The sequence below is a fragment of the Streptomyces sp. NPDC043861 genome, assembly GCF_056435905.1.
The window spans coordinates 124,110-150,671 of sequence record NZ_JBWKDP010000006.1; the positions used below are offsets into that span (position 1 = coordinate 124,110).

Annotated in this window: 19 protein-coding genes; 5 read left to right on the plus strand and 14 right to left on the minus strand. The window is 70.9% G+C overall.

What is annotated here, in order from left to right:
* Positions 1–91: 91 nt before the first annotated feature.
* The 3 genes from AC068D_RS16335 to AC068D_RS16345 all read right to left on the minus strand — a co-directional run bounded on the left by AC068D_RS16335 (position 92) and on the right by AC068D_RS16345 (position 3,313).
* A complete protein-coding gene (locus tag AC068D_RS16335) occupies positions 92–1,231 on the minus strand; it encodes an alpha/beta hydrolase (protein WP_478823698.1) in 1,140 nt (379 codons plus the stop codon).
* A gap of 112 nt (positions 1,232–1,343) precedes the next feature.
* Positions 1,344–2,042 carry a LuxR C-terminal-related transcriptional regulator gene (locus tag AC068D_RS16340; protein WP_478823699.1) on the minus strand — a complete coding sequence of 233 codons (699 nt, stop codon included), beginning with the start codon at positions 2,040–2,042 and terminating at the stop codon, positions 1,344–1,346.
* Positions 2,039–3,313: a PspC domain-containing protein gene (locus AC068D_RS16345; protein ID WP_478823700.1), complete on the minus strand. Its 1,275-nt coding sequence runs from the start codon at positions 3,311–3,313 to the stop codon at positions 2,039–2,041. Before AC068D_RS16345 ends, AC068D_RS16340 begins: the two co-directional genes overlap by 4 nt.
* Before the next feature lie 460 nt (positions 3,314–3,773).
* On the opposite strand from AC068D_RS16345, the gene AC068D_RS16350 reads away from it, so the two are divergent.
* A complete protein-coding gene (locus tag AC068D_RS16350; protein WP_478823701.1) occupies positions 3,774–5,099 on the plus strand; it encodes a PspC domain-containing protein in 1,326 nt (441 codons plus the stop codon).
* On the plus strand, positions 5,086–5,349 hold the full coding sequence (locus AC068D_RS16355) for a hypothetical protein (RefSeq protein ID WP_478823702.1): 264 nt from the start codon (positions 5,086–5,088) through the stop codon (positions 5,347–5,349). Before AC068D_RS16350 ends, AC068D_RS16355 begins: the two co-directional genes overlap by 14 nt.
* Here the strand turns inward: AC068D_RS16355 and AC068D_RS16360 are convergent.
* From AC068D_RS16360 to AC068D_RS16370, 3 genes are all read right to left on the minus strand, one after another.
* The gene (locus AC068D_RS16360; protein ID WP_478823703.1) at positions 5,256–5,795 is read right to left on the minus strand and encodes a DoxX family protein; all 540 of its coding nucleotides are present in this window, start codon (positions 5,793–5,795) and stop codon (positions 5,256–5,258) included. The two genes, AC068D_RS16355 and AC068D_RS16360, sit on opposite strands and share 94 nt — an antisense overlap.
* 81 nt (positions 5,796–5,876) lie before the next feature.
* Complete coding sequence (locus AC068D_RS16365) at positions 5,877–7,145, minus strand: hypothetical protein (protein WP_478823704.1); 1,269 nt, start codon at positions 7,143–7,145, stop codon at positions 5,877–5,879.
* Positions 7,146–7,270: 125 nt separating this feature from the next.
* Positions 7,271–8,065, minus strand: coding sequence for a class II aldolase/adducin family protein (locus AC068D_RS16370; protein ID WP_478823705.1), 795 nt, complete (start codon positions 8,063–8,065; stop codon positions 7,271–7,273).
* Positions 8,066–8,144: 79 nt separating this feature from the next.
* Here AC068D_RS16370 and AC068D_RS16375 point away from each other — a divergent pair, with 79 nt between their 5' ends.
* Positions 8,145–8,585: a cupin domain-containing protein gene (locus AC068D_RS16375; protein ID WP_478823706.1), complete on the plus strand. Its 441-nt coding sequence runs from the start codon at positions 8,145–8,147 to the stop codon at positions 8,583–8,585.
* Between the two features lie 60 nt (positions 8,586–8,645).
* On the opposite strand, the gene AC068D_RS16380 is transcribed toward AC068D_RS16375, so the two are convergent.
* Together AC068D_RS16380 and guaA are read right to left on the minus strand one after the other, a co-directional pair.
* Complete coding sequence (locus AC068D_RS16380; protein ID WP_478823707.1) at positions 8,646–9,227, minus strand: Uma2 family endonuclease; 582 nt, start codon at positions 9,225–9,227, stop codon at positions 8,646–8,648.
* A 115-nt stretch (positions 9,228–9,342) separates the two neighbouring features.
* Positions 9,343–10,959, minus strand: a complete 1,617-nt coding sequence (gene guaA, locus AC068D_RS16385; RefSeq protein WP_478823708.1) for a glutamine-hydrolyzing GMP synthase — start codon at positions 10,957–10,959, stop codon at positions 9,343–9,345.
* Positions 10,960–11,281: 322 nt separating this feature from the next.
* Here guaA and AC068D_RS16390 point away from each other — a divergent pair, with 322 nt between their 5' ends.
* Entirely contained in the window at positions 11,282–11,575 is a 294-nt protein-coding gene (locus AC068D_RS16390; protein WP_478823709.1) for a chorismate mutase, read from the plus strand.
* A 674-nt stretch (positions 11,576–12,249) separates the two neighbouring features.
* Positions 12,250–13,404 carry an LPXTG cell wall anchor domain-containing protein gene (locus AC068D_RS16395; RefSeq protein ID WP_478823710.1) on the plus strand — a complete coding sequence of 385 codons (1,155 nt, stop codon included), beginning with the start codon at positions 12,250–12,252 and terminating at the stop codon, positions 13,402–13,404.
* A gap of 129 nt (positions 13,405–13,533) precedes the next feature.
* Here AC068D_RS16395 and AC068D_RS16400 read toward each other — a convergent pair whose 3' ends face one another.
* The 6 genes from AC068D_RS16400 to AC068D_RS16425 all read right to left on the minus strand — a co-directional run.
* Positions 13,534–15,357, minus strand: a complete 1,824-nt coding sequence (locus AC068D_RS16400; RefSeq protein ID WP_478823711.1) for a GMC oxidoreductase — start codon at positions 15,355–15,357, stop codon at positions 13,534–13,536.
* A gap of 50 nt (positions 15,358–15,407) precedes the next feature.
* On the minus strand, positions 15,408–17,039 hold the full coding sequence (locus tag AC068D_RS16405; RefSeq protein WP_478823712.1) for a succinic semialdehyde dehydrogenase: 1,632 nt from the start codon (positions 17,037–17,039) through the stop codon (positions 15,408–15,410).
* Between the two features lie 165 nt (positions 17,040–17,204).
* Positions 17,205–18,863 (minus strand): serine/threonine-protein kinase, encoded by a 1,659-nt coding sequence (locus AC068D_RS16410; RefSeq protein WP_478823713.1) that lies wholly within the window; start codon positions 18,861–18,863, stop codon positions 17,205–17,207.
* Between the two features lie 91 nt (positions 18,864–18,954).
* A complete protein-coding gene (locus AC068D_RS16415) occupies positions 18,955–20,643 on the minus strand; it encodes a serine/threonine-protein kinase (RefSeq protein WP_478823714.1) in 1,689 nt (562 codons plus the stop codon).
* Positions 20,644–20,795: 152 nt separating this feature from the next.
* Positions 20,796–23,816, minus strand: coding sequence for a protein kinase (locus tag AC068D_RS16420; protein WP_478823715.1), 3,021 nt, complete (start codon positions 23,814–23,816; stop codon positions 20,796–20,798).
* Between the two features lie 716 nt (positions 23,817–24,532).
* A partial coding sequence (locus tag AC068D_RS16425; RefSeq protein ID WP_478823716.1) for a serine/threonine-protein kinase occupies positions 24,533–26,562 on the minus strand: 2,030 nt, incomplete at its 5' end.

A 26,562-nucleotide genomic window follows, 5' to 3' on the forward strand; every position in this document is an offset into this window, starting at 1 on the left:
ACGCACCGGACCCCGCTCACCGATCCAGCCCGTCCAACCGAAAGACCCCAGAAGGAGTTCCGCGGCACCGGCCGCCCTCGTCCGCCCCGGGTCAGCGGCCGGCCGCCGATGTGGTCGGTGCCCCCTCCGCAGCGACCTGGCGGGTCAGCCAGCGGAAGACGTCCGGGACCTGCTGCTTCCAGCCGTCGGTGTCATGGGCGCCGCCGACCTCGACGACATCGACGCTAGTCGGCGGCTTGGCCGCGGCACGCAGGGCGAGCCCCGACTCGAAACCGTCGCCCTTCGCCCCGGAGACGTAGAGCGCGGTGCGCGGTGCGACCGGAGCCGCCTCCAGGAGGCTCAGGGGGTTGTTGGCGCGGCGCAGCTCGGGATCGTAGGCGGCGATGGAGGCCTTCTCGGCAGCGGGGTCGTTGTAGCCGGACAGGCTCACGCCGGCGCGGTAGCGGTCCGGGTGCGCGACGGCGAGCTTGGCCGCGCAGTGGCCGCCCGCCGAGTAGCCCGCGACCGCCCAGCCGCCGGGCCGCTGCGAGGCGCGGAAGCTGTCCATGACCGCCTTGCGCACGTCGACGCTGAGCCAGGTGTCCGCGTTGATCCGGCCCGGTGCGTTGGCGCAGCCCGTATCCATCCCGCCCAGCAGCGTGGTCCGCGGGGAGACCAGGATGAACGGTGCGACCTCACCCCGCTCCATGAGGGGCTTCAGCTGCTCCTGCACCCTGAGCGAGGTGAACCAGGCCCGGGACGAGCCGGGGTAGCCGGGCAGCAACTCGACGACCGGGAACTTCGTGTCCCGGTAGGCGGGGTCGTCGTACTGCGGCGGAAGCCACACGTACACCTCGCCCCGTACACCTGAGAGCTGTCCGTCGAACTCCGTGACCCGCACATCCGGCCCCACGTTCGGATCGTCCGCGGGCTTGAAGGTCTGCTTCGAGGACGGCAGATCGGCGAAGCGCACCCCGCCCATGCCGTCGTGGCCGAGGTCAACCGCAGCCGTGACATGGTCCCCGGTGCCGAGCAGGTCATCCCAACTGCCGTACAGGCCATTGCTGTTGTTCACGGCGACGAAGACCACGAGCAGCGCCGTCGCCTGTGCGAATCCGACCATGAGAAGTCGGGCGGCTCCACGTACGAGAGATGGTCCACGCACCCGGCTCCACAGAGCCAGCGGAAGCAGCACGGCGACCACGGCCAGCGCGATCGCGGCCACGAAGAAGGGAGTACCGGTCAAGCTCATCACGGACAGTCAGAGGGAACGGGACCCGCTCCGGTTGCCGCCGCTGCCCGGCTGTTACATCACAAATGGGCCTCAAACATTGCGGAACGGCGTCGGGCCGGTGGCACCCGCATCAGACGAGCCTGCGCGCCGTGGCCCACCTGGTGAGCTCGTGCCGGTTCGACAGCTGAAGCTTCCTCAGCACCGCCGAGACGTGCGACTCGACCGTCTTCACGGAGATGTAGAGCTGCTTCGCGATCTCCTTGTAGGCGTATCCGCGGGCGATCAGCCGCAGTACCTCCCGCTCCCGCTGGGTGAGCCGGTCCAGGTCCTCGTCGACGGGCGGCGCGTCCGTCGACGCGAACGCGTCCAGCACGAACCCGGCGAGCCGCGGGGAGAAGACCGCGTCGCCGTCCTGCACCCGGAAGATCGAGTCGACCAGATCGGTACCGGTGATCGTCTTGGTGACGTAGCCCCGGGCGCCGCCGCGGATCACGCCGATCACATCCTCCGCCGCGTCCGACACCGACAGCGCGAGGAAGCGCACCGGGTGCTCCGAGGACGCCATCAGACTCGCGCAGCGCCTCAGCACCTCCACTCCGCCGCCGCCCGGCAGATGGACGTCGAGGAGCACGACCTCGGGGCGGGTGGCCGTGATCACCGTGACCGCCTGATCGACGTCGGCGGCCTCGCCGACCACCTCCACGCCCGTCACCTCCGTGCGGCCGATCTCGGCCTGCACGCCGGCCCGGAACATCCGGTGGTCGTCGACGAGCACGACCCGTACACGACGCTCCGTGGTCTTCTCGTTTGCGTCGGTCTGCTCGTTCATCCGTCCGCCCTCTCCATCTCAAGCTCCACTTCCGTGCCCCCTCCGGGCACGGAACGCAGCCGCGCCGTCCCGCCGTTGCGCTGCATACGCCCGATGATCGATTCTCGTACGCCCATGCGGTCCTCCGGGACCGCATCCGGATCGAACCCGGGCCCCCGGTCCCGTACGGAGACGAACACCGTACGGCCCTCGACCTCCGCGTAGACCTGGACGGCACCCCCCTCGCCACCGTACTTCGCTGCGTTGACCATCGCCTCGCGTGCAGCCTGCATCTGCGCGGTCAGTTTCTCGTCGAGCGGGCAGTCACCGACGACCACGACCTCGAGCGGGACTCCGTGCTTGTCCTCGACCTCGGCGGCCGCCTTCTTCACCGCCTCGGCGAGCGTGGTGGGCTCCTCGTCCTCCTCCTTGCCGGTGCCCTCCGGCCGGTAGAGCCAGTTCCGCAGCTCGCGCTCCTGGGCGCGGGCGAGCCTGCGGACCTCGCCCGCGTCGTCCGCGTTCCGCTGGATCAGGGTGAGCGTGTGCAGCACGGAGTCATGGACGTGGGCGGCCACCTCCGCCCGCTCCTGGGCGCGGATGCGCATCAGTCGCTCCGCGGAGAGGTCCTGGGTCATCCGCACCAGCCAGGGGCCCGCGAGCAGACAGACCCCGACGATCACGGCGATCGCGGCGGTCAGGACGTTGCCGAGCTGGGCCGCCGAGCCGCGCACGACCACGAAGACGGTCAGTCCCATGCCGACCAGAGCGACGCCGGCGAGTGCGCGGGCGACCTGCAGCAGCCGGCGGCGCCGGCCGTCGCCGGTCCACTGCGCCCGGCGGGCGTTGTCCGCCTGGCGCCACACCAGGACGACTCCGGTGCCTATCAGCAGCACCGGCCAGATGTAGCGGTTGGCCGGACCACCCATGTCGACGTTGCCGACGAAGACGACCGCACCGACCAACAGGGCGAAGAGCGCGAAAAGCTGCCCCATGTCGGGCTTGCGCAGCCGTCTTCGGCCGTCACGCGTGGTCTCGAAGAGCGACTTCGGCTCGGCGGACCTGCCACCGACGCCGAGCGGGACGACGATCCAGAACACCGCGTAGAGCAGCGCACCGAGCCCGTCCGCCATGAAGAGGCCGAGGAAGACGAGCCGGACCCAGATGACGGGCAGCCCGAGGTGTCCGGCCAGTCCGCGCGCGACACCGCCCAGCCACCGGCCGTCGGCACTGCGGTACAGCTTGCGGACGGGCGGCTCATCGGTTTCCGGCAGACGGGCGGCGGCGACGGGCATGCCCCGATCGTCACACGCCTGTACGGGCCAGGGCATCAGGGCCGCCCCTGAGAGCAACCCTGAACTGCGGGTGCGATCCGTTGTCGACGGTGGCCCTCTGTCGGGGCACGACGTCACCCTGCGGCAGCTCGCGCCGCTGTTCGGCATCTCGCCGACGGCGGAGCACAACCCCGCTTCCCCGGTGGTCCGCCCGGCGTTGCGGGCCCGCGCGCCGGTGCAGCGCAGGGTGTTCGCCCCGTGGATCCGCGCCGGTGCGGTCAGCCCTCCGATTGGATGCGATCGCTGCCGCGCCATCGGCCGGAGGGATGGGGGCGGTGCCGGAGGGAGGCCGGAGGAGAAGCGGGACGGCGCCCGCAGTCCCCGGCACGCCCTGCCCCCTCAGGGTTCCCGGAGGAATATCAGGGAAGGGCCAGGGTCGGGGTGGCTGCCGCCGGGGTCCGGGGCCGGTCACCATGGAGTCATGAGCCAGCCGACCGCGCCGCCGCCCGCGCCCCCGCCGCCGGAGCAGCAGCCCGCGCCTGCCCAGCTGCGCCGTACCCCGCGGCAGAAGGTCATGGCCGGTGTGTGCGGAGGCCTCGGCCGGTATTGCGACATCGACCCGGTGATCTTCCGGATAGCCATCGGTGTGCTCGCGGTGACCGGCGGCATCGGTCTGATCTTCTACGGCTTCGCCTGGCTTCTCGTCCCTCTCGAAGGGGAGGACGAGAACGAGGCACGCCGGGCACTGTCGGGCCGGGTCGACGGGGCATCGCTGGTGGCCGTGCTGTTCGCACTGCTCGGCTGCGCACTGTTCCTGTCCATGCTCGGCAACGACGGCATGCTCTCCTTCGCCGCGATGCTGTCCCTGGCTGTGACGGGTGCCGCCGTCTGGTCGCAGCGGCGTGCCCTCGCCGCTCCCCAGGGCGGCCCGCTCGATCCGGTGACCGCGCACGCCGTGGCGGAGGCACCGCCGGAGACCAAGGCGCCGCCGACGCCGGGCAGCCCCTCCTGGTGGCGCGACCCGATCATCAAGGACGGCACCACGGGCCCGGTGGCCACCGGTTATCTGTGGGGTCCTCCCGACGCGGTGGTACCGGAAGGCGGTCTGCCGCCGGGCCCGGGTGCGACGTGGGCCAGGACGGACCGGAACGACTTCCCCGTTGCTCGTCCGCGTGGACCGCGGGGTATCGGGGGCCTCGTCTTTCTGCTCGCCCTGGTGGCGGGCAGCCTGGGCACCGGGCTGAGCTGGGGCGGACAACCGCTCGGCACCAGCCTGCAGACCGGTTTCGCCTGTGCCCTGGCGGTGTTCGGCCTCGGCCTGGTGACCAGCAGCTTCCTGGGTCGCACGGGGGCGGGCACCGTCCTGATGACCATGCTCGCTGCCGTGCTGCTGGTGGGCGCGTCCGTGCTGCCGAAGGAGATCAGCACGGAGTGGATGCGTACGGAGTGGCGGCCGGCCACGGCGGCGGGCGTCGAGCCGCGCTACCAGCTCGGCACGGGCGTCGCCACCGTCGACCTGAGCCGTGTCTCGATTCCGGCGAAGTCGGCCGTCAGTACCGAGGCCGAGGTCGGTGCGGGCCGGCTGAAGGTGATCGTGCCGAGGGACGCGACGGTGAGGCTCACCGCCGAAGCGGGACTCGGCGACATCCGGCTGCCCGGCGATTCACCCGATGACGTGGACGTGGGCCCGGCCCAGCAGCGCATACGGACGCTCGCCCCGCCCAAGGGCGGCAAGCCCGCGGGCACGCTCAACCTCGACCTCCGGGTCGCGCTCGGACAGGTGGAGGTCACCCGTGCTGCTTCATGAGTTCCGCCCTGCCCGGCTGATCGCCGGTGCGGCCGCACTGACGGCCGCCGCGGCCTACCTCGGGGACGCGTCGGGGGCCTGGGAGACCGAGTGGTTCATGGCCTTCCCCGTCGTCTTCGGCGGACTGTTCCTGGCAGGCGTCGTCGCCTTCGTCCACTACCGGATCCGCCGGCGCCGCGCCACCATGGCCGCGTCGACCGAGAACACCGAAGCACCGGCCAGCACCAGCGGCAGCCAGGCCATCAGATAGATCAGGTCATTGCCGTAGTAGTACGGGGTGGTGGCCCAGCTCACCGTGAGCCACAGGCTCAACGAGATCAGCGCCCCGCCGAGCGCCGCGAGCCGCGCGAGGAGCCCGATCAGCGTGCCGATCCCGACGGCCAGCTCACCGAGGGCGATGGCATAGGCGAAGCCCTCGGGGTTCTTCAGTGCCAAATCCACCAGCCCGGGTACGGCGGATGTGCCCCGCACCGCGTTCATGAGCTCGCCGATGGACCCGGCGCCGCTCGCCGACATGAACACATCGTCGGTGAGCTTGTCGAGCCCGGCATAGATGAAGGTCACGCCCAGAAACATCCGCAAGGGCAGCAGCGCATACCGCTGCGCGGTCTCCCTCCAGCCGCCCACGCCGCCCAAACGTCGTTCGTCGATCGTTCCGTAGGTCACTGTCGCCGCCGTCCGGTCCACATGCGCCATCGTCGCCTCCGTGTCATCCCCGGCTGGAACGATTCTCTCCGCGCCCCGCAAATATGACTACGGGAGTGACGGCCGTCCGGCTCAGTCCGTGACGTCGATCGTCACCCGGTTGGACTCGGCACCGGCCGCGGTCACCACCTGGACGTCGACCCGGCCCGGCTCGACCTCGACCGGGACGGGGACCGTGACCCTCGTGTCGGTCGGATTGGTGAATCCGCCGGGTACCGGGACCAGCGGCACATGGACATGGACCGGGCCGATACGCACGGACATCCGGGCCAGCCGGTCCGGCGAGCCGGCACCCGGGGGAACGAATCCTGCGCCGCGGATCTCGATGTCGTCGCCGGTCCTGATCGGGCCGTCCAGGTCTCCGGGCTCACGGACACGGACGACGGAGAACACGACCGGCCGGCCGCCCTCCGCGTACTTCCCCGCCAGGTAGACGGCGGCGGAGACGATGACGAGAACGGCCAGGCCCCAGGGGAGGTGCGGCAGTCCGCCGGGGCTGCGGACGAGGAGGACGGCCAGGTACGTCAGGGCGGCGGAGTCGACGAGGACGTACTGCGTGTCCGTGAAGCTGCCCCGCCCCTCGTCGTCGCACAGCAGATCGGCGGGCCGGGGACGATCCGCCTGCACCTTCTGGAGCCGCTGGGTGAGGATGCGCACGGTGACGACGCGGCGTACGACGACGGCGATCAGACACGTGACGGCGATGACGGTCACCAGGGAGGCCCCACGGGCGAGCCCGATTCCCTGGCCGGTGCCGTCGCCGCGAACGACGCCCCGCTCCGGGGCGGCCAGGCGGAACGCCAGGAACAGCACGGTGTAGGACGCGAAGAGCACCCACGCGGAGGCGACCGCCCGCGAGGTCGACAGCCGGTTGTCCTCACCGACGAGCGGGGCGAGCAGGCCGCCGTGTGCGCGATGCACCCGGGCAGCGCCGGTGAGCAGCGCGGCGAGACATACCGCGGCGGCCAGGCCCGCAGTGCGGGACGCGGTCCAGCCCGATCCGACGGCGGTCACGGCCTGGGCGACGAGAAGCACCGCGACCGAGCCCCACAGCACGAGCAGGGTGCGCCGCCAGACACGCATCAGCCAGGCCTCGCCCGCCGCACGGCTGCGCTCGGCGACGGCGCGGGCCGACTCGGTCAGCTCGTCCGAGATCCACTGGCGGGACCCGCCTTCGGAATAGGCGACTTGCAGGGGCAGTCCGAGTCCCGAGGCGAGCTCGTCCCGCCGGGCACCGAACTCGGCGACCGCCCGCCGATGCCCTTCCCGTGCGCCGTGCGGGCAGTCGCCACCGGTGCAGCCGCCGCCGTGCACGCTCTGTCCCGCTTCTTGCAGCGCCACGGCGACGAGCCCTTCTCCTTCGACCAACAACCTTGCAATTCCAAGGAATTGTGCCGCACGAACGGGCCCCCGCACGCGTCATCAAGGCGGCGCACGGGTGATTGACGAATGATCAAATTGACGTACTACGACATGAGTTCGGGCTCGGTGGCAGCGATCCGCCGCCACAACGGCTGGTAGTTGATCCAGGCGGCAAGATCGCTGCCGAGCCGCTCGCGGGTGGCCACGGCCTCCCCGTGCTCGATGAGCACGGGCTTGCCGGCCGCCCGCGCCGTCAGCTGGACCTGGGCACAGCGCTCCATGGCGATGAACCACCAGGCCGCCGCGTCGACGGAGTCGCCGACGGTCAGCAGTCCGTGGTTGCGCAGGACGATCCCCTTGTGACCGCCGAGCGCGGCGGCGACGCGCCGGCCCTCTTCCGCGTCCACGGCCACGCCCGTGTAGGCGTCGTACAGCACATGATCCTCGTAGAACGCGCAGGCTTCCTGAGTGATCGGGTCGAGCAGGTCGCCGAGCGCGGACAGCGCACGCCCGTGCAGGGAGTGCGTGTGCGCGACGGCGACGACTGCGGGCCTGGCCCGGTGCACCTCCGCATGTACGGCAAAGGCGGCCTGGTTGACGTGCCGGGTGCCCTCGACGACCCGGCCCTCACCGTTGACCAGGATCAGCGCTCTCGCCGTCATGGACGCGAAGGGCTCCCCGAACGGGTTGACCCAGTAGCAGTCCTCGAACTCCGGGTCCCGCGCCGTGATGTGGCCGGAGACCCCTTCCTCGTGGCCGAGGCGCCCGAACAGTCGCAGCGCGCCGGCGATCCGCTGCTTGCGGTACGCCCGCTCCTCGGCCGCGGACTCGTGCACGGGCGGCATTGCGAAGTGCAGCTGCTCCAGCGGGACCGGCACCGGAGTCTGAGTGTCCGTCATAGCCCGGAAGGTATCCCCGGGTACGCCAACTGGCCATATCCGTGCCACGTCCTGATCCGCTCGCCACGACAATGTGCACATGACCGCACCGACATCCCCACTGGTCGCCCTCCTCGGCCTGCAACGGCACATCGAAGGCGGCTGGTACCGCGAGACCTGGAAGACGGCGGGCTCCACGACCCCGCCCGGATACTCGGGCCCCCGTGCGTATGCCACCGGGATCTACTTCCTGCTGCACCCCGGTGAATCATCGTGCTGGCACCGGGTCCGCTCCGACGAACTGTGGCTCTGGCACCGCGGCGGCCCGCTCCGGCTGCATCTGGGCGGCACCGGCGAGACGCCGGAGGCGGCCCGGACCCTGGCCCTGGGGCCGGCGATCGAGTCCGGCGAGCAGCCTCAGTTGCTCGTTCCGGCGGGCACCTGGCAGTCCGCCGAGCCGGCGGGAGCCGAACCGGTCCTGGTGACCTGCATCGTCTCGCCGGGCTTTCACTTCGAGGACTTCACGCTCGACGAGCCCTGACGGGAAGGGCCCGCACGGGGCGACGAGCACCCGTCTCGTGCGCCCGCGCACTCGACGGGCTCAGAGCCGGTCGATCTCCGCGAGGTCGATGTCGATGTCGAACGGGACGGACACCTTGAGCCGGTCACGGAAGGTGCCGCCCGGCACATAGACGCGCGACTCCTTGTCGAGCTCGAAGACATGGACCACCGGCCGCTCGTCAGCGGTCATCTCGACGCGCCAGAAGTACGGGATACCGGCGCCCGCGTACTTGTGCGGCTTGGTGTCGGTGTCGCGGGACACGGAGTCCGGGGAAACCACCTCGACCGCCAGCATCACGTCCCTGACCTGGAAGTAGGTCTGCTCGCGGCTTCGCGCCGCGGCGGCGCGCACGACCGACACATCCGGCTCCGGACCGTTGCGCCTGTCGAGCACCACGGTCATCTCGCGGCGGACCTTCAGCTCGGGCGGGACGGTGCTCCGCAGTCCGTGCACCAACAGGTCGATCGCAATGCTGTGGAAATCCCGCTGCGGACTCACGAAGACCAGGCTCCCGTCGATCAGCTCGGTGTGCGGCGGGAGGTCGGGCAGGGTCAGAAGGTCGTCCACGGTGTAGCCGTCGCGCGGCGGCACCGGCCAGTGGTGCGAGATCTCTGCGCTCATGAGTGCTCCCATGGCCGTGAGTCTGGTTTTCGTGGGATCAGACTACCCACCGTGAACGGCGACGCCGCCGCTCAAACGGATGAGCGACGGCGCCGGCATTGACTCGCGGGGAGGCTCACTCCCACTCGATGGTGCCCGGCGGCTTCGACGTCACATCGAGGACGACGCGGTTGACGTCGGCGACCTCGTTGGTGATGCGGGTCGAGATCTTCGCCAGCACCTCGTACGGCATGCGCGTCCAGTCCGCCGTCATGGCGTCCTCGGACGAGACGGGGCGCAGCACGATCGGGTGGCCGTAGGTGCGGCCGTCGCCCTGGACGCCCACGGAGCGGACGTCGGCGAGCAGCACCACGGGGCACTGCCAGATCTCACGGTCGAGACCGGCGGCGCTCAGCTCCTCGCGGGCGATGGCGTCGGCCTCGCGCAGCAGGTCGAGGCGCTCGCGCGTGACCTCGCCGACGATACGGATGCCGAGACCGGGGCCCGGGAACGGCTGGCGCTGGACGATCTCCTCCGGCAGGCCCAGCTCCTGGCCGACCATCCGGACCTCGTCCTTGAACAGCTTGCGCAGCGGCTCGATGAGCTCGAACTCGAGGTCCTCGGGGAGCCCGCCGACGTTGTGGTGCGACTTGATGTTGGCGGTGCCGGTGCCGCCGCCGGACTCGACCACGTCCGGGTAGAGGGTGCCCTGGACCAGGAACTGGACCGGCTGCTCGCCGTGCGCCCCCGCCTCGGCGATGATCTCGGCCTGCGCCTGCTCGAAGACCCGGATGAACTCCCGGCCGATGATCTTGCGCTTCTCCTCGGGGTCGGAGACCCCGGCGAGCGCGTCCAGGAAGCGCTCCTGCGCGTCGACGACCTTCAGCGAGACCCCGGTCGCTGCGACGAAGTCCTTCTCGACCTGCTCGGTCTCGCCCTTGCGCATCAGGCCGTGGTCGACATACACGCAGGTCAGCTGGGAGCCGATGGCCTTCTGGACGAGGGCGGCCGCAACCGCGGAGTCCACACCGCCGGACAGACCGCAGATCGCACGCTTGGCGCCGACCTGCTCGCGGATCAGCGCGACCTGCTCCTCGACGACGTTGTGCGTCGTCCAGGTCGGCTCGATGCCGGCGCCCCGGTAGAGGAAGTGCTCCAGGACCTGCTGGCCGTGCGTCGAGTGCATGACCTCGGGGTGGTACTGCACGCCGTACAGCTGCTTCTCGTCGTTCTCGAAGGCCGCGACCGGTACGACGTCCGTGGACGCGGTGACGGTGAAGCCCTCGGGCGCGGCGGAGCAGGCGTCGCCGTGGGACATCCACACCGGCTGCTCGGCCGGGGTGCCCTCGAAGAGGGTCGACCCGGTCTTGCTGACGTGCAGTCCCGTGCGCCCGTACTCACGCGCGCCGGAGTTGTCGACGGTGCCGCCGAGGGTCTGCGCCATCAGCTGGAAGCCGTAGCACATGCCGAAGACGGGGACGCCGGCCTCGAAGATCGCCCGGTCGAGCCGCGGGGCGCCCTCCTCGTACACGGACGACGGACCGCCGGAGAGGATGATCGCCGCCGGGTTCTTGGCCAGCATCTCCGACACCGGCATGGTGGACGGCACGATCTCGCTGTAGACCCGGGCCTCACGGACGCGGCGGGCGATGAGCTGGGCGTACTGCGCGCCGAAGTCGACAACGAGGACCACGTCTGGAGTGGAGTCCGGGTTGGTGACGTCGGGCGCGGCAGCAGGGGACGCTGAGGACACTACGGCGGCCTTCCGGCGGAGTGGGAGGGGGTCTCTTATTTGTCGATTCTACCGGCGCGCCGGGGGCCTCTTCGTCTCACCATCCGAGCCCGCGTTGGCCCTGGTCCGATGGCCGGGCCATACTGATCCCCATGCACAAGCACTCGACCTTCGTCTTTACCTATGGCACCCGGCCCGCCGGCTGCCATGGTCGTGTTGCTTGAGCCACTGACAAGCGACTTCCCAGGCGCCCCGGGCCGACAAGGCCCGGGGCGCCTGTCGCATTCTCCGGACCTTGTCGCTCCGGGGCCCGCCCACGAGCCCCACGGCAGGAGCCCTCACCATGACCACGAGCACGAGCAGCATCACCGACACCGGCGCCCGCACCGACGAGGCCGCGGTGCTCATTTCGGATGCGCGTGAGCGGATCGACGCCCTCGACGACCGCATCATCGGCCTGATCCAGGAGCGAATGGCGGTCTCGGCCGTCATTCAGCAGGCCCGGATCACCTCCGGCGGCCGCCGGGTGAACCTCTCGCGCGAGATGGAGGTGCTCGCCCACTACAGGGACGCACTGGGCAAGCCGGGAACGTCGCTGGCGATGACGCTGCTGGAGCTGTGCCGGGGGCGCATCTGAGACGTACGGGTGTGCGGGAACGCTCTCACCCGTACGGCGCGTGACCGCGCCCGACGGAGCTTCGTTGGTCCCGTTGTCCGTCCCAGCCAGAGGCGGGCCCCGAAGGTAAGAAACCACGCGTGGCTCCGCCGGGGCGTGTGGCGTACCAACCGGTACGTCGTGGGACCTCACCCCGGCGCACGTGACCGGTCGGCAGGGGACAGCAGCCCGGTCACCCCAGGCGGTCGGCCCCAGGGACGCCCGGGGCCGACCGCATCCGGTCCGGCTGTCGCGCAGGGCCGCGGCGCCTGCACCACGACGTGCGGTCGGTCGAGGTCCTCGCACTGCGCACCACCAACTGTCATCGGTCTGCTCACTGGCGTGCCCCGCCGGTGAGCAGACCATCACAACGAGCGGCGCACTCCCCCCGGCGCCGCCCCTCGGCACCGGCGCAGCCCTGACGTCGGTGCTGACAGCCAAGAGCCCCCGGACGTGTCGCGTCCGGGGGCTCTTGCGTATGCCCCAGGCATGTGACGCGGGACACATAAAGTTTCTGTGAGTTCCGGGACAACCATTCACCCTGGTCACAGGTCATGCATGCGGAACCAACAGCCACACCCGTTACCCCCATATCCCGGGATGGCCCACGACTCCGTACCGCACGATGCGGTACGCCGGACTTCGCTGAGGTCTTCATGAAGCTTCGCCGTGCTATGGCTGTCGCCGCCGCGACCGCTGTCATAGCCCCCGCCGCCTTCCTGGCGGCTCCGGCCGCGTACGCGACCGACGGCACCACCAGCACGACCTCCGCCGGCACCACCGGCGAGCCCGGCACCACGGGTGAGACCGGCGAGGAGCCGGGCACCGACGAGCCCGGTACCACCGGCGAGACCGGCGAAGAGCCGGGCACCGACGAGCCGGGCACCACCGGCGAGACCGGCGAGGAGCCGGGCGAGGGCGGCGAGGAGCCGGGCACCACGGGTGAGACCGGCGAAGAGCCCGAGGAGCCGGGCACCACCGGCGAGACCGGCGAAGAGCCGGGCGACGGCGGCGAGGAGCCCGGCACCACGGGTGAGACCGGCGAAGAGCCCGAGGAGCCGGGCACCACCGGCGAGACCGGCGAAGAGCCGGGCGACGGCGGCGAGGAGCCCGGCGAGGACGACGAGGAGTGGTGCGAGGACTCCACCGTCGATGTCAGCCTCTCCGGCTTCCCGAACAAGATCGTTGCCGGCAGCGGCTGGAAGCAGTTCACGTTCAAGGTCAAGAACACGGGCGACACGGACATCGAGCGCCTGGAGACCTTCGCCTTCGCCTCGTACGAGAACGAGATGGACGCCCGCCGCAACAAGCTGGTCGAGGAGTACGCGCACTTCGAGATGCGCGACCCGAAGTCGGGCAAGTGGTCCAGCGACTTTGTGGAGAAGGGTCTGAACAACGGCTACTTCGAGGGCTACTTCGCTCTCGATGCCGGGAAGTCCGTCTCCCTCGATCTGCGTCTCAAGATCGACAAGGGTGCTCCCTCGGGTGACGCCGGTGCCTTCGTGATGGGTGCCGACTTCAGCGAGGAGAGCTCGGACTGCGCCTTCGACAGCGAGGTCTACGAGTTCCAGGTCATCGCCGCCGGTGGCAACCCCGGTGATGTCGAGGACTCCAAGCCCACCGGTGACAAGCCGAAGAGCGACATCAAGCCGCAGGGTGAGGCCAAGGCCCTCCCCGTCACCGGCAACCTCGCCGAGACCGGCTCCTCCTCGGTGCTGCCGACGCTCGGGATCGCCGGTGGTATCGCCATCGTCGCCGGCGCCGGTGTCGTCTTCGCGATGAAGCGCCGCAAGGGCGACGCCACCGCGTAACACCGCGGCACAAGGCGATCGCGACACCGCGACCGCCGCATGAAGCAGGAGAGGCGCTGCACTCGGAGGGGGGTGCAGCGCCTCTCTCATGTCCTGGGCGGGTACGGCTGCGTGCCGGGATGCCTGTCGCTACTTCTTCGGCGGGAGCGCCGGCATGCCCAGGAACGGCAGGTTCAGCGCGCCGAACGCGTCCGCCGGGACCGCCGGCGACTTCGGCGCCACCGGGGAGAGGCGTGCGTAGGACACGCCCTGCTCGGGGCGTGAGTCCGTCTCGCCCTTGTTGGGCCAGAAGGACATGGCCCGCTCCGCCTGCGCCGTGATGGTGAGCGACGGGTTCACCCCGAGGTTCGCGGTGACCGCAGCGCCGTCGACGACCGAGATGCCCGGGTGGCCGTAGAGGCGGTGGTACGGGTCGATGACGCCGGACTCCGCGGAGGCACCGATCGGGCAGCCGCCCAGGAAGTGGGCGGTGAGCGGGGTGCCCATCAGTTCGCCGATGTTGGACCCTGCGAAGCCGTTGATCTCCTCGGCGAGGATGGACGCGGCGCGGGTCGCCTCGGGGATCTGCTTGGGGTTGGGGGCGCCGTGGCCCTGACGGGCGGTGAGCAGGCCCTTGCCGAGGCCTTTCGGCTTGCGGTACGTCGTCAGCGAGTTGTCCAGGGACTGCATGACCAGGCCGATGATGGTCCGCTCCGACCAACGGCGGTTGGAGAGCGCACGGGCGGCGAGCCAGGGGTGCCTGATCATGTTCCCGGCCCAGGCGGCGACGCGGTGCGTCGCGCTGTAGGGCACCTGGAGGACGGTCATGCCGCCCATGGCGTTGGAGCCCTTGCCGTAACGGACCGGCTCGATGTGGGTGTTGTCGTCCGGGTGGATCGACGACGTGATCGCGACACCGCGCGTGAAGTCGACCTTGTCCGTGCCGTGCCGCTTGCGGTAGCGCCGGTTGTCGGTCTGGGCGCCGACGATCGCCTCCGAGTTGGTCCGGGTCAGCTCGCCGAGGCGTTCCGAGATCCGGGGAAGCAGCCCGGTGTCCTTCATGCGGTGCAGAAGGGTCTGGGTGCCGTAGGTACCGGCGGCGATGATGACGCGCTGAGCGGTGAACGTACGGCCCTTGCCCTTGCGCTTGTTGTCGCTGGGCAGCGTCCTGACGGCGAACCCGCCGCGTGAGTCCTCGGTGACGGCGACGACCGACGTCATGGCGTGGATGACCGCACCCGCCTTCTCGGCGAGGTAGAGGTAGTTCTCGTTGAGGGTGTTCTTGGCACCGTGACGGCATCCCGTCATGCACTCACCGCACTCCGTGCAGGCCCGGCGGGACGGGCCCGCGCCGCCGAAGAACGGGTCGGCGACCTCGGCGCCCGGCTTTGCCTTCGCCTTGCCGTCGGCATCCTTGCCGTCCCCGAAGAACACGCCCACCGGCGCCATGTGGAAGGTGTCGCCGACGCCCATGGCCTCGGCCGTCGCCTTCAGATGCACGTCCGACGGGGTCATGGTCGGGTTGAGCCGGACCCCCAGCATGCGCTTGGCCTGGTCGTAGTAGGGCTTCAGCTCCTCCTGCCAGTCCGTGATGTCCTTCCACTGCGGGTCGTTGAAGAACGGCGCGGGCGGGACATAGAGGGTGTTGGCGTAGTTCAGCGAACCGCCGCCGACGCCCGCTCCCGCCAGCACCATGACATTTCCGAGCAGATGGATGCGCTGGATGCCGAAGAGGCCGAGGGCCGGGGCCCAGAGGTAGTTGCGCAGGTCCCAGGAGTTCCTGGGCAGGGACTCGCGGGTGAAACGGCGGCCCGCCTCCAGGACTCCGACGCGGTAGCCCTTCTCGGTGAGGCGGAGGGCCGAGACCGAGCCGCCGAAACCGGAACCGACGACGATGACGTCGTAGTCGTACGCGGAGTCGGCTTCGCTCTCGTCCTGTTTCCGGGCAGGGGGAAACTCGGGAAGATCGGACATGGCTCTCCTCGGTGCGGGTACGGGGTGGTGCACGGGGGTGACGGAACCCCCTACCTGAGGCGCAGGGCCTTCATCGCCTTCAGGGACGTGCTCATGAACGCCGCGTACTTCTCGTCGTCCAGGCCGAAGGACGGGGCGAGCGGCATCAGCCGCTGCTGGGCGACGGTCTGGGCCTCGGTGTACTTGAGGATGCCCTCGGAACCGTGCCGACGGCTCAGCCCCGAGTCCTTCATGCCGCCCATCGGTGCACGGACGCTGCCGTACGCGGGCGCGTAGCCCTCGTTGATGTTGACGGTGCCGGTGCGCAGCCGGGCGGCGACGGCGTGACCGCGCCTGCCGTCCTTCGTCCACACGCTGGAGTTGAGGCCGTACGGCGTGGCGTTGGCCTGCTCGATGACGTCGTCCTCGTCCTTGAAGCGGTAGACGGAGACGACGGGGCCGAAGGTCTCCTCGTTGCACACCGCCATCGGTGCCTCGACGCCGTCGAGGATCGTCGGCTCGTAGAACAGCGGGCCGATGTCGGCGCGGTGGACGCCACCGGCGACGAGGGTCGCACCCTTGGCGACGGCCTCCTCGACATGGCGCTTGACGGTCTCCAGCTGGCGTTCCCCGACCAGCGAGCCCATGTCGGCGCCGTACGCGAGTGAGCTGCCGAGGCGCATCGCCTTCGTACGGGCCGCGAAGCGCTCCAGGAAGGCATCGGCCACCGACTCGTGGACGTAGAGCCGCTCGATGGAGATGCAGAGCTGCCCCGCGGAGGAGAAGCAGGCGCGCACAGCGCCAGCGGCCGCCTTGTCGATGTCGGCGTCATGCAGCACCAGCATCGCGTTCTTGCCGCCGAGTTCGAGGGAGACACCGATGAGCCGGGCGGCCGCGCCCTGGGCGACCTCACGGCCGGTGCGGGTCGAGCCGGTGAACGAGACGTAGTCGGCGTGCTTGACGACCTCGGGACCGACGACCGGGCCCTCACCGAGGACGACCTGGAAGACACCGGCCGGGAGCCCTGCCTCGATCAGGAGATCGCGGGCCCACAGGGCCGTCAGCGCGGTCTCGGTGTCGGGCTTCATCACGACGGCGTTGCCGGAGACGAATGCGGGCAGCGCATCGCCGACGGACAGCTCCAGCGGATAGTTCCAGGGGGCGATCTGGCCCACGACGCCGCGCGGCTGGCGCAGCTCGGTGGTCTTGGTGAGGACGGGTACGACACCGGTGTGCCGCTTCGGCTTCAGGTACGACGGGGCCTTGCGTCCGTAGTGGCGGGCGGCGACCGCGACGGCCAGGACCTCTTCATGGGCGTGCAGACGTGCCTTGCCCGTCTCCAGCTGGATCAGGTCGAGGACCTCGGCCTGGCGCTCCAGGACCAGGTCGTGGAAGCGCAGCAGCACGGCGGCTCGGGCCCGCGCGGAGGTCGCGGCCCAGGCGGGCTGGGCCGCGCGGGCGCGGGCGAAGGCCTCGGCGACGTCTTCGGGCGTGGACTCGGGCAGGTCGGCCAGCTTCTCGCCGGTGAAGGGGGTGTGGTTCGCGGTGCGGCCGGAGCCGACCACGCCACGGGTGAGCTGGGCGACCACCTCGGGAGTGACCACATCGGCGGCGGTGCGCGCGCCGGCCGGGGCGGCGGCGACCGGGTTCGTGCCGAGGGTGGTGCCGCTGGTGCTGGGTGCGAGGGCCTGCGAGTCCGTCATGGGGGCGAGAGTATGACGCAATCAAGGCTTTGGGTACCCGTCGGTAACAGCTTTTCGCGAGGTCCACACATCACGCCAGCGATCACTGGCAGATAACCCCTGATCAGGGGCTTGTGGCCGCTCAAGGCCAGACAGAACCGAATTTTTCCGCCGCTCGGCGCGAGATCAGAGTCCCTGGATCTTGAAGTTCTTCACGACGTTGGTGAAGATCTCCTCCCCATCCCGGCGGGCCGCGCCCTCGGACGGCATCTGCACCCTGAGCCGCCAGTGCACCTTGCTCTTGCCCGGCACGACGAGCTCGTGCCACCGGTAGCGCACCGGATCCTCCTCGGGGTCCGAGTACGGGGTGAAGTCGACGGTCGTCTCGAAGGCCTTCTTCTCCTGGTGGGTGACGTCCCTGGTCTCGATGTCGGCGTCCTTGATCTCGTTGCCGTTCTTGCCGCCCTTCGAGTACCACGCCTCCCACACGTCCCTCTTCGGCTCGAGGACCTCGTCTTCACCGATGTCCTTCTTGCCGGGCTGGACCCGCTCCACATAGATCGAGAACACATTGCTCGGGTCGCGGTAGGAGACGGCGAAGCCGCCGTCGAACTCCGAGCGCTTGTATTCCTCGGGTACGGCGACGTCCGCCGAGAGGATCTCGCTCTCCGGACGGACCTGCCATCCGACGGGCAGTTCGTCGCCGCCGAACGGATCGACGATCACCGCGGCGGCGGCGAGCGCAACGGCAAGCACGCCACCGAGCAGCCCGAACTGCGCCCGGCGGTTGCGATGCAGCACCGGCGGCACCCAACGGGAGCCCGTGTCCGCCCCGGCCGTACCGCCGTGGAGCCGGGTGATGTCGATCGACGGCTGCGGCGCCTGCGCCACGGACTCCAGCGTGGCGCGGATCTCGGCCGCGCCGGGCCTGGCCGCCGGATCCTTCCGCAGCAGCTGCATCACCAGCGTGCCGAAGGCGCCGGTGCCGCGCGCCGGCATCTGCGGTTCGGCGGAGAGCACGGCCTGGAGCGTGGCCGGGGTGTGCGAGCGGCGGTACGGCGACATGCCCTCGACCGCCGCGTACAGCACCACGCCGAGCGACCACAGGTCCGACTCGGGGCCCGGTCGCTGCCCCAGCACGCGCTCGGGCGCGATGAATTCGGGCGAGCCCACGAAGGCGCCGGTCTCGGTGAGGCCCTGCTCGCCCTCGACCTGGGCGATACCGAAGTCGGTCAGGACCACCCGGTCGGCACGGCCGAGCAGTACGTTGTCCGGCTTGACGTCCCGGTGGAGGACACCGGCCTCGTGGGCGGCCGACAGGGCGCCGAGGACGGCGACACCGATGCGGGCGGCCTCACGGACGTCGAGCGTGCCCTCCTGCAGCCGGTCGCCGAGCGACTGGCCACGGACCAGCTCCATCACGATCCACGGCTTGCCGTCCTCGATGACGACGTCGTGCATGGTGACGACCGAGGGGTGGTCGATCCGGGCGGCGGCTCGGGCTTCGCGCTGCATCCGGAGGTAGACGTTCTCACGCTCGCGCTCGCCGAGGTGCTCCGGGACCCGGGGCTCCTTGACGGCCACGTCCCGGTCCACGACCTCGTCGTGGGCGCGCCAGACCGTCCCCATTCCCCCATGGCCGAGGCGGGAGACAAGGCGGTAGCGGCCGCCGATGACACGGCCCTGGGGCACGTACTGCGTGGGCTGCGGGGCGTATTGCGTGGGCTGGGGCTCCGACCCGTTCGGCCGGTCCTGCTGCGGTACGTGCTGCTGCGGTGCTGCGGGCGTCGGCGGCAGAAGTTCGTAGCTGGTGGGCTCTTGAGCCCGCCCCCCGTCGTTCGTCATGCCCACATCCTTGCGAAAACGCGACTGCGCCCGCCACTTTCGGCGTCCAGCGATGCGAAACGGTGACGGAGCGATCAACCGCCCGACGTGATCAGCGGCCTGAATCCGGCGGCTGCCAGCTCTGCACCATGGTGTCGAACTGCTGCCGGATCGTGGACCAGTTCTCCGCGGGACCCGACATGTACAGCGCGTACTCCGTCCCGTCCTTCTCGTAGTAGACCTGGTCGATCGCCCGGCGCTCGCCCGGATGGTCCTTGGTCTCGTTCCAGGTGAACTCCCAGAGCGCGGCCTGCGTCCGGCCCCGGAAGGTGATGGGGTGCAGGGTCAGCTTCCGGTATTCGGGGAGCCGCTTCTCGACGGTGTTCTCCACATCGAGCATGTGGGTGTACGGGTCCTTGAAATCCGGTGTCGTGTCGATGCTGATACGGATGCGGTGGCGGCCGTTGTCGGGCGTGTAGTCGATCTGGTCGCCGTCCAGCTGCCGGGACCAGCCGTCCGGCACGAACAGGGTGAAGCCTGCGGGGTCGGTGACCTGCTGCCAGCCCGCGGGTACGGCCGTGGAGTTGCCGGGCTTCGACGAGCCGACCGAGGACGTCGCGGGATCGGGTGATGCGGCCGGGTCCGCGGAGTTTCCCGCCCCGTCGCCGCCCGCGTAGTGCATCGCGAGGTATCCCGCACCGCCGCCGACGGCGGCGGCCAGCACGGCGGCCACGAGCAGGGAGCGCCAGCGGCCGGTCCGCTTCCGGGCGGGCGGGGCGTCGGGCGCCGGCCCGTGCCCGGACGTGGACGTGGATCCCGACCTGGACGCGGACGTGGACCCGAACGCAGAAGCGGCCGTGGATCCGGTCGTGGCCGACGCAGGTCCGGGAAGCCGTGCGGTCGCCGCCTGCAGGTCCGCGGAATCGACCGCCTGCGTCGGAACGAACGCCTGCGCCGACTTCGGGCTCCGCCCCTCCAGCACATCGAGCAGCATCCGCTCGGTCTCGGCGGCCGACGGGCGCTGGTCGGGCTCCTTGCGCAGCATGGCCGCGATGACCGGAGCGAGCGCGCCCGCTTTGGCGGCCGGCGGGGCATCTTCGGTCACCACGGCCTGCATCGTGGAGAGCGGTGACGTCCGGCGGAACGGGGAGCTCCCCTCCACCGCCGTGTAGAGCGTGGCCCCCAGGGACCACAGGTCCGATGCGGGACCGGGATCACCGCCGCGTACCCGCTCGGGGGCCAGATAGTCGATGGAACCGACGAGTTCGCCGGTTCTGGTGATGGTCGAGTCGCCCTCGATCGCGGCAATGCCGAAGTCGGTGATCAGGACCCGGCCGTCGCGGGCGAGCAGCACATTGCCGGGCTTGACATCACGGTGCAGCACCCCGGCCGCGTGCGCGGCGCGCAGCGCGCCCAGCACCTGCAGGCCTATCCGCGCCGCCTCGGATGCGCCGACGGGTCCCGACTCCTTGCCGGCATCGGCGAGTGACGGCCCGTCGACGTACTGCATGACGATCCAAGGACGTCCGTCGTACTCCAGCACGTCATGGACGGTGACGACGCCCGGGTGGGAGATCCGCGCGGCGGCCCGCGCCTCCTTCTGGGTCCGTGCGTGCAGGACCGTGCGGTCCGCCTCGGACACGTACAGCCCGGCGGTCAGCTCCTTGACCGCGACGGTCCTGTGCAGGAGTTCGTCCTGAGCACGCCAGACCTTGCCCATGCCGCCCCGGCCGATGCTCTCGGTCAGCCGGTACCGTCCGGCCAGCAGCAGTCCTGCTTCCGTGCTCTGCATGTTCTCCACGTACCCCGTGCCCCCGGCTCGTTCCTTGGAATGACAGGTTACGGAGGGGAAGTACGTACGGGGAACACAGGACGGCTCACCAACTCGCACCGTAACTCGATGGTTGCGGGGCGGTGCGATCGGTTCGCGGGTCCGTGGGGGTCTGCCGGGGGTCAGCCTGTCGCGCGATAGGCCACCGTCGCCTGCTCATAGATCTCGCTGACCTTGTCCCGCTGAACCTCGGGGCCGATGACCTGGATGACGTGGTACCGATCGCCGACGATCATGGCGAGGTTCCGGACGTACACCTCACGGCCGCTGCTGTCCTGCCAGGTGAACTGCCCTTCCGCCATGGCCTGCTTGCCGACGTCGATGCGGCGCAGCCCGGACGCGGACGACCACGAGGAGTCCCGGAAGGGCTGCAGCTCGCGTTCCTTTTCGCGCTGGTACGCCATCGGGTCCGAGCCACTCGTCCGGACCGGGTCACGACCGGGGACGACGATCAGGGTGAAGTCGCCCCCGACATAGCGGACCTGGCCGCTGTCGTTGATGGGCCGCCGCTGCCAGGTCTTGTCGACACCGATGTGAAAGCCCTCCGGGTCGACGCGCACCGCATAGCCTGCGGCGAGGTCGGCTGCGGGCGCGGACGTCTGCGGCTGCCGGCCGTCCGGGGCCGGGTCGGACCTCTGGGCGTCCGGGGTCGGTCCGCCGGCAACCGGGGACCGGTCGCCCGTCGGAGCGTTCGACGCCGTGCCGACGGGCGCGGACGAAGAAGCGTCCGAGGAGGACGACGAGGACGAGGCCTCCCCGTCGGCCTTCGGCATGAACATCACGGCGTAGGCGATCGCCGCGGCGAGCGCCAGCAGTATCAGCACCAGCAGAATGCGGCCGAGCGAACGCGGCCCGCGCGGACGCCGTTCACGCGGCTGCTTGGCCTTCTTGTGGCGATGACGGCCGTGCGTCGTGTCGGGCGAGCCCGCACGACGCCTGCGGACGAGTTCGCCGCGGCGGCGTACGACGGGCAGCCGGCTGCGGTCGACGGAGGGCAGCGGTACCACTCCGGTGCCCGCGTCCGGCTCGGGAGCCGATCTGACGAGCGACCGCAGCCAGCCACGCAGCTCCTCGAAATCGGGTCGCTCGGTGGGGTCCTGACGCAGCAGCGACTCGACGACAGGGCGCAGCGGTCCGCACTCCTCCGCGAACGCGGGCGGCTCGGCACAGACCAGCTGGACCAGCTCGCCCGCGCTGTCCTCCGGGTACGGCGCATGGCCCTGCACGGCACGGTAGAGCAGCGCGCCGAGCGCCCACAGGTCGGTGGCCGGGCCGATGGGCGGGGCCAGCTGCCAGGTCTCGTGAACCGGGCCGGCCTGCTCCGGCGCCCAGCGCTCGGTGACCGCGCCGACGACGGCGATCCGGGCCTGGCGGGCCCGTTCGGCGGCGAGGGGCGTGGCGGGGCCGCGGTACTCGCCGACGGGGGCGCCCGCGACGACGTCGTCCCAGCGACCGCTGCCCGTCGGCTGCGCCTCGTCGCGCCGGACGTCGGGAGCGAACTCCGCTGCGGCCGTGTGCCGCTGGGAGCGCTCGTCCCGGACACCCGGGCGGCTCTCGTCGTCGGTCCGGGCATCCGCACGCCGGGCGTCGGCACGCAGCGCATCGGTGCCGAAGGAGCCTGTGTACGGCGAGGGTCCACCGCCGGCCGCAAGCGGAGCGGGACCGTCCGCACCGCGGGGGCCGTCGTGCCATGTGCCCGCCAGCTCGGCACGGTGAGGGCCGCGCGGCGGGTCCGGGTGCACAGCGCCGGCCGGCCCGCGCTCGTACGGGTCGTCGTCGGCGTCATCGAAGTCGTCCAGGTCGTCGACGCCTTCCGCCGGCCGGGACCACCAGTTCGGCGCCGGCACACCGGCCCGGGGAGCGGGCACCGTGGTGCCGGGGACCGGGTCGGAGCCAGGGTCTGTCGCGGGCTCGTCCTGTACGCCCGGGTGGTGCAGGCGGCCCACACCGTGGCGACCGTCCCCGCCGTCCCTGCCTCCGACGCCGCGCAGGCCGCCGACGCCGTCCGGACCGGCGGGGGCCTCCTCGCCGGCCTGATCACTCTCCTCGGGCACGTGCCCGCTGTCGATCCGCCTGCGGGCCTCGTCCTGCCGCCAGTCTTCCTCGCTCAGGCCGGCCGCGGCCCGAGTGCCCGCCCGGTAGGCGGCGATGGCTCCGGCGCGCGCGGCCCGGGCGTCCCCTGCCCCTGATCCGTCGCCGAAGCGGTACCCGTAGGCAGGGGGCGTGTACGGGTCCTCGGTGCCGTCGGGCCAGGACGCGGACGTTCCGGGCGGAAGCGCCCCGGGCGCGACTCCTGCCGGAGGTCCGGACAGGGAGGCGGGGGCGATCGCACCGCCCGTCAGCGGCTCGTAGGGCTGCCAGGGCGGATACGGCTCGACCGCGGCCTGTTCCCCGGCGGCCGGAGCCACGGGTCCGGCCGGGCCGAGCCGGCCCATCGGGTCGAGCGGAACCATCGGATCGACCGGATCCGCCGGATCCGTCAGGCTGTCCGGGCCGACCACATCGGCTTCGATCACCTCGTCGACCGGGTCGGGCACGGGTACGTAGCCGCAGAGGGCCTCCTCCGCAGCGCCGGCCGCGAGGCCGGTCAGAACCACGCGTCCGTCGTCGCAGACGAGGACCGTACGGACCGTGATGTTGCGGTGGGTCCAGCCGTGGGCATGGAGGGCGCGGAGCGCGGTGAGCACGTCCGAGCCGATTTCCGCTGCCCGGTAGGGGTTCAGGGGTTTCTCCGCGAGGAGCGCCGCGAGCGGGCGTGCCGCGACCAGTTCGCTCACTATCCAGAGGGAGCCGCCCTCCGCGAACACGTCGAAGACCTGGTCCAGCCGAGGATGGTCGGGGATCTGGGCCGCTGCCTGGGCCGCTTCGACGGCCCTGCGGACCGCAGGGTCCGTCGGCCGCCGCGTCGTCCGCCCGGAGGCGCGCCGGGGCACGGGAGAACCGGCCGGGGCGCCGAAGCCGTCGGAGCCGGTGCCGTCGAGCACCTCCGCGTCCACGACCTCCGGCAACGGAACCTGCCTGACCAGGACTTCCTGACCGCTGTAGGTGTCGAATGCGCGTGTCTCGACGAGCTCGTACTCGTCCGAAGGCGGCAACGGCAGGCGGTAGCGGTCGGCGAGCACCCTTCCCGCATAGTCGTCCACGACGCCTCCCCAGCAGCGCGCTGTCCCGGTTCCGAGTACTCCACGCGGCCGTCAATTCCGGTACCCCACCGGTCGATTGAGGCTGCCTGTGTGTTCAGGATGTCTCACGATACGTGGCTGAGCCGCACAACGAAGAGGGACCGGCAGATATGCACCGCTGCGATCCGCGGTCGACGGCCAGGAGGGGCGCCGGTGTCCGCGGAGACAAGCAAACGGAACGATCAAAGCCGTTTCCCCGTCCCTGACTTGGAGAATCGACTCCTCACCCCGATGTTACGCTCGCCCCCCTCGATGGCCGAGGCCACAGGTTCGAACCCCGCTTCCCACCGCCGGCCCCGGCCGGGAAACCGCGCACCATCGATGTCGAGGGTTACGAGGCGTCGCTCAAGGGCTCCCGTTTCATCGAGCCGTTGGCCGCCTGTCCCTCTGTACGAAGCGGGCGGGCCACTCCTGCGCGTCGCCGCTCGCCATGACCATGACCCCGCCTTCTCCGGCAACGTCAAGGCCGACCAGCGGGAACGTACCGTCGCGACGCACGACGTCCGCTGCGCGTTCCAGGTCGGCCTGCCGAAGACCTGGAACGCCGTGGAGTCCGCCGTCCCAGAGGAAGACGACCGAAGGAGACGGCCGGCTCGAGTGGTCTCGCCGCCGGCCGGCGGAGGGTGACGGACGCGGCCCAGCGGGCACTCACCCCCTGAGCCGCCCGGCCGGGCGGCTCAGGAAGCGGACTTGGGCTGGAAGGTGTCGAAGAAGGCCTTCAGCGTCGCCTTCGTCTCCGGCTTGCCCCAGTCGTCATCGGCAGCGGTGAACATGATGGCGTACCCCTGCTTCCTGTTCACCACGAACCCCCTGTCGAGGGAGCGCAGCTTCGTGCTGTTCTCGGTGAAGGTGAACTCCCAGTCCGCACCGAGCCATCCGCGGTAGGCGACGGGGGCGATCCTGATGCGCTGATAGTCGGCACGTCGCATCCCGGACTCCTGGCTCGTCCAGTCGGCGACGGGATCGGATTTGGGGGTGTCGGTCCAGCCCACCAGCAGGCGCCGGCCTTCGGGGCCGGAGAACCGGGCACCGGCACCGTCCGTGCTGGTGTACTTCCAGCCCTCCGGAAGACCGATGGAGAAGCCCTGGTGGTGCTGGTACCTGGTGGTCCGGGGCGACTGGCCGTCCGTCTTGTCCCCGGTCCCGCCACTGCCCCCGGCGGAGTCCCCGGCCGTGGCGCCGCTCTGTCCCTGGGTCCCTGGGTCCGCTTCACCGCTCTTCGACGGCTGGCCCGAACCGGGGGACGCCCCGCCCTTCTTGCCGCCGTCGGCCACCCCGCCCTTCTTGCCGTCGTCGGCCGCCCCATCGCTCGCGGCAGTCGTTCCGCCCGAGCGGGTGTCGGCCTTCCTGCCGGAGTCACCGCTGGGCCAGAACGCAACAACGGCGGCCACGACGGCCAGCAGGACGGCGGCCACGATCACCGCCAGGGTACGGCGGGACACGCCACCGCCGGCCGGTGTCCGTGCCGGCGAGGGGGGCACGGGCGCCTGCCCGGACTTCCGCCGGCTCTGCTCGGACTTCGCCGCCCGCACCGAACGCAGCGCGCCCCGGATCCGATCGGCCGCGGCATCCGCGGTGCCCTCGGCCGGAACCGCCGGCTCCGGGGGCACCGGAGGCAGCGCAACCACCCTGGTCGCCTCGGCCGGCAGCTCCGGCTCGGCGGGCTTCTCGGGCGTGTTGACGACATCCAGGAGCAGCGTCCTGGCACCCGCGTCGTCCAGCCGCTGCGCCGGATCCTTGACCAGGAGGCCGTAGATGACCTCCTCCAGCGGGCCCGCGTTCTTCGGCGGGTCGAGCGGCTCGGTCATCACCGCGGTGAGCGTCGCGATCGCGGAGCCCTTGTCATAGGGCGGACAGCCCTCGACGCTCGCATACAGCAGTCCGCCGAGCGACCACAGATCGGCGGCAGGCCCAGGCTTGTGGCCACGGGCGCGCTCGGGCGAGATGTACGAGGGCGCACCCACGAGCATGCCGGTGGATGTGATGGAGGGGTCGCCCTCGACCTGTGCGATGCCGAAGTCGGTCAGGACGACGCGTCCGTCGTGGTCGATCAGCACATTGGACGGCTTCACATCGCGGTGCAGAATGCCTTCACGGTGGGCGGAACGCAGCACGTCCAGGATGACCAGCCCGACCTCCGCCGCGCGGCGGGGTGTCAGGAGCCCGTCCTCACGTACGACTTCGGCGAGGGACTTGCCCTCGACGAGCTCCATGACGATCCACGGGCGGTCGTCCTCGTCGACCACGTCATAGACCGTCACTGCACCGTTGTTGCGAACCCGGGCGATCGCCTTGGCCTCGCGCCGCGTGCGGGTGATGAGACGACGCTTCTCCTCGTCGTCGATGCTGCTGGGGAACCTCAGTTCCTTCACGGCGACCGTGCGGCCGAGCGTCTCGTCGACGGCCCGCCAGACGGTGCCCATGCCGCCCCGGCCGAGCACCCCGCCCAACCGGTACCGCCCGGCCAGCAGTCGCCCTTCGCCCGGGGTCGGCACCGCACCCCGCACTGCGCCGCCACCCGACCGGTCCGCCCCGGTGCCTGTGCCGCTTCCCGATGCCTTGGCCTCGGCGCCGAGGCCGGGGGCCCCGCCCTTCACCGCATCACGCGCACCGGCACCCGACTTGGCTCCCGTGCCCGACTTGGACTCCACGCCCTTCACCACGCCACGTTCACCCGAACCCGGCTTCGACTCCGCACCCGTGCCCG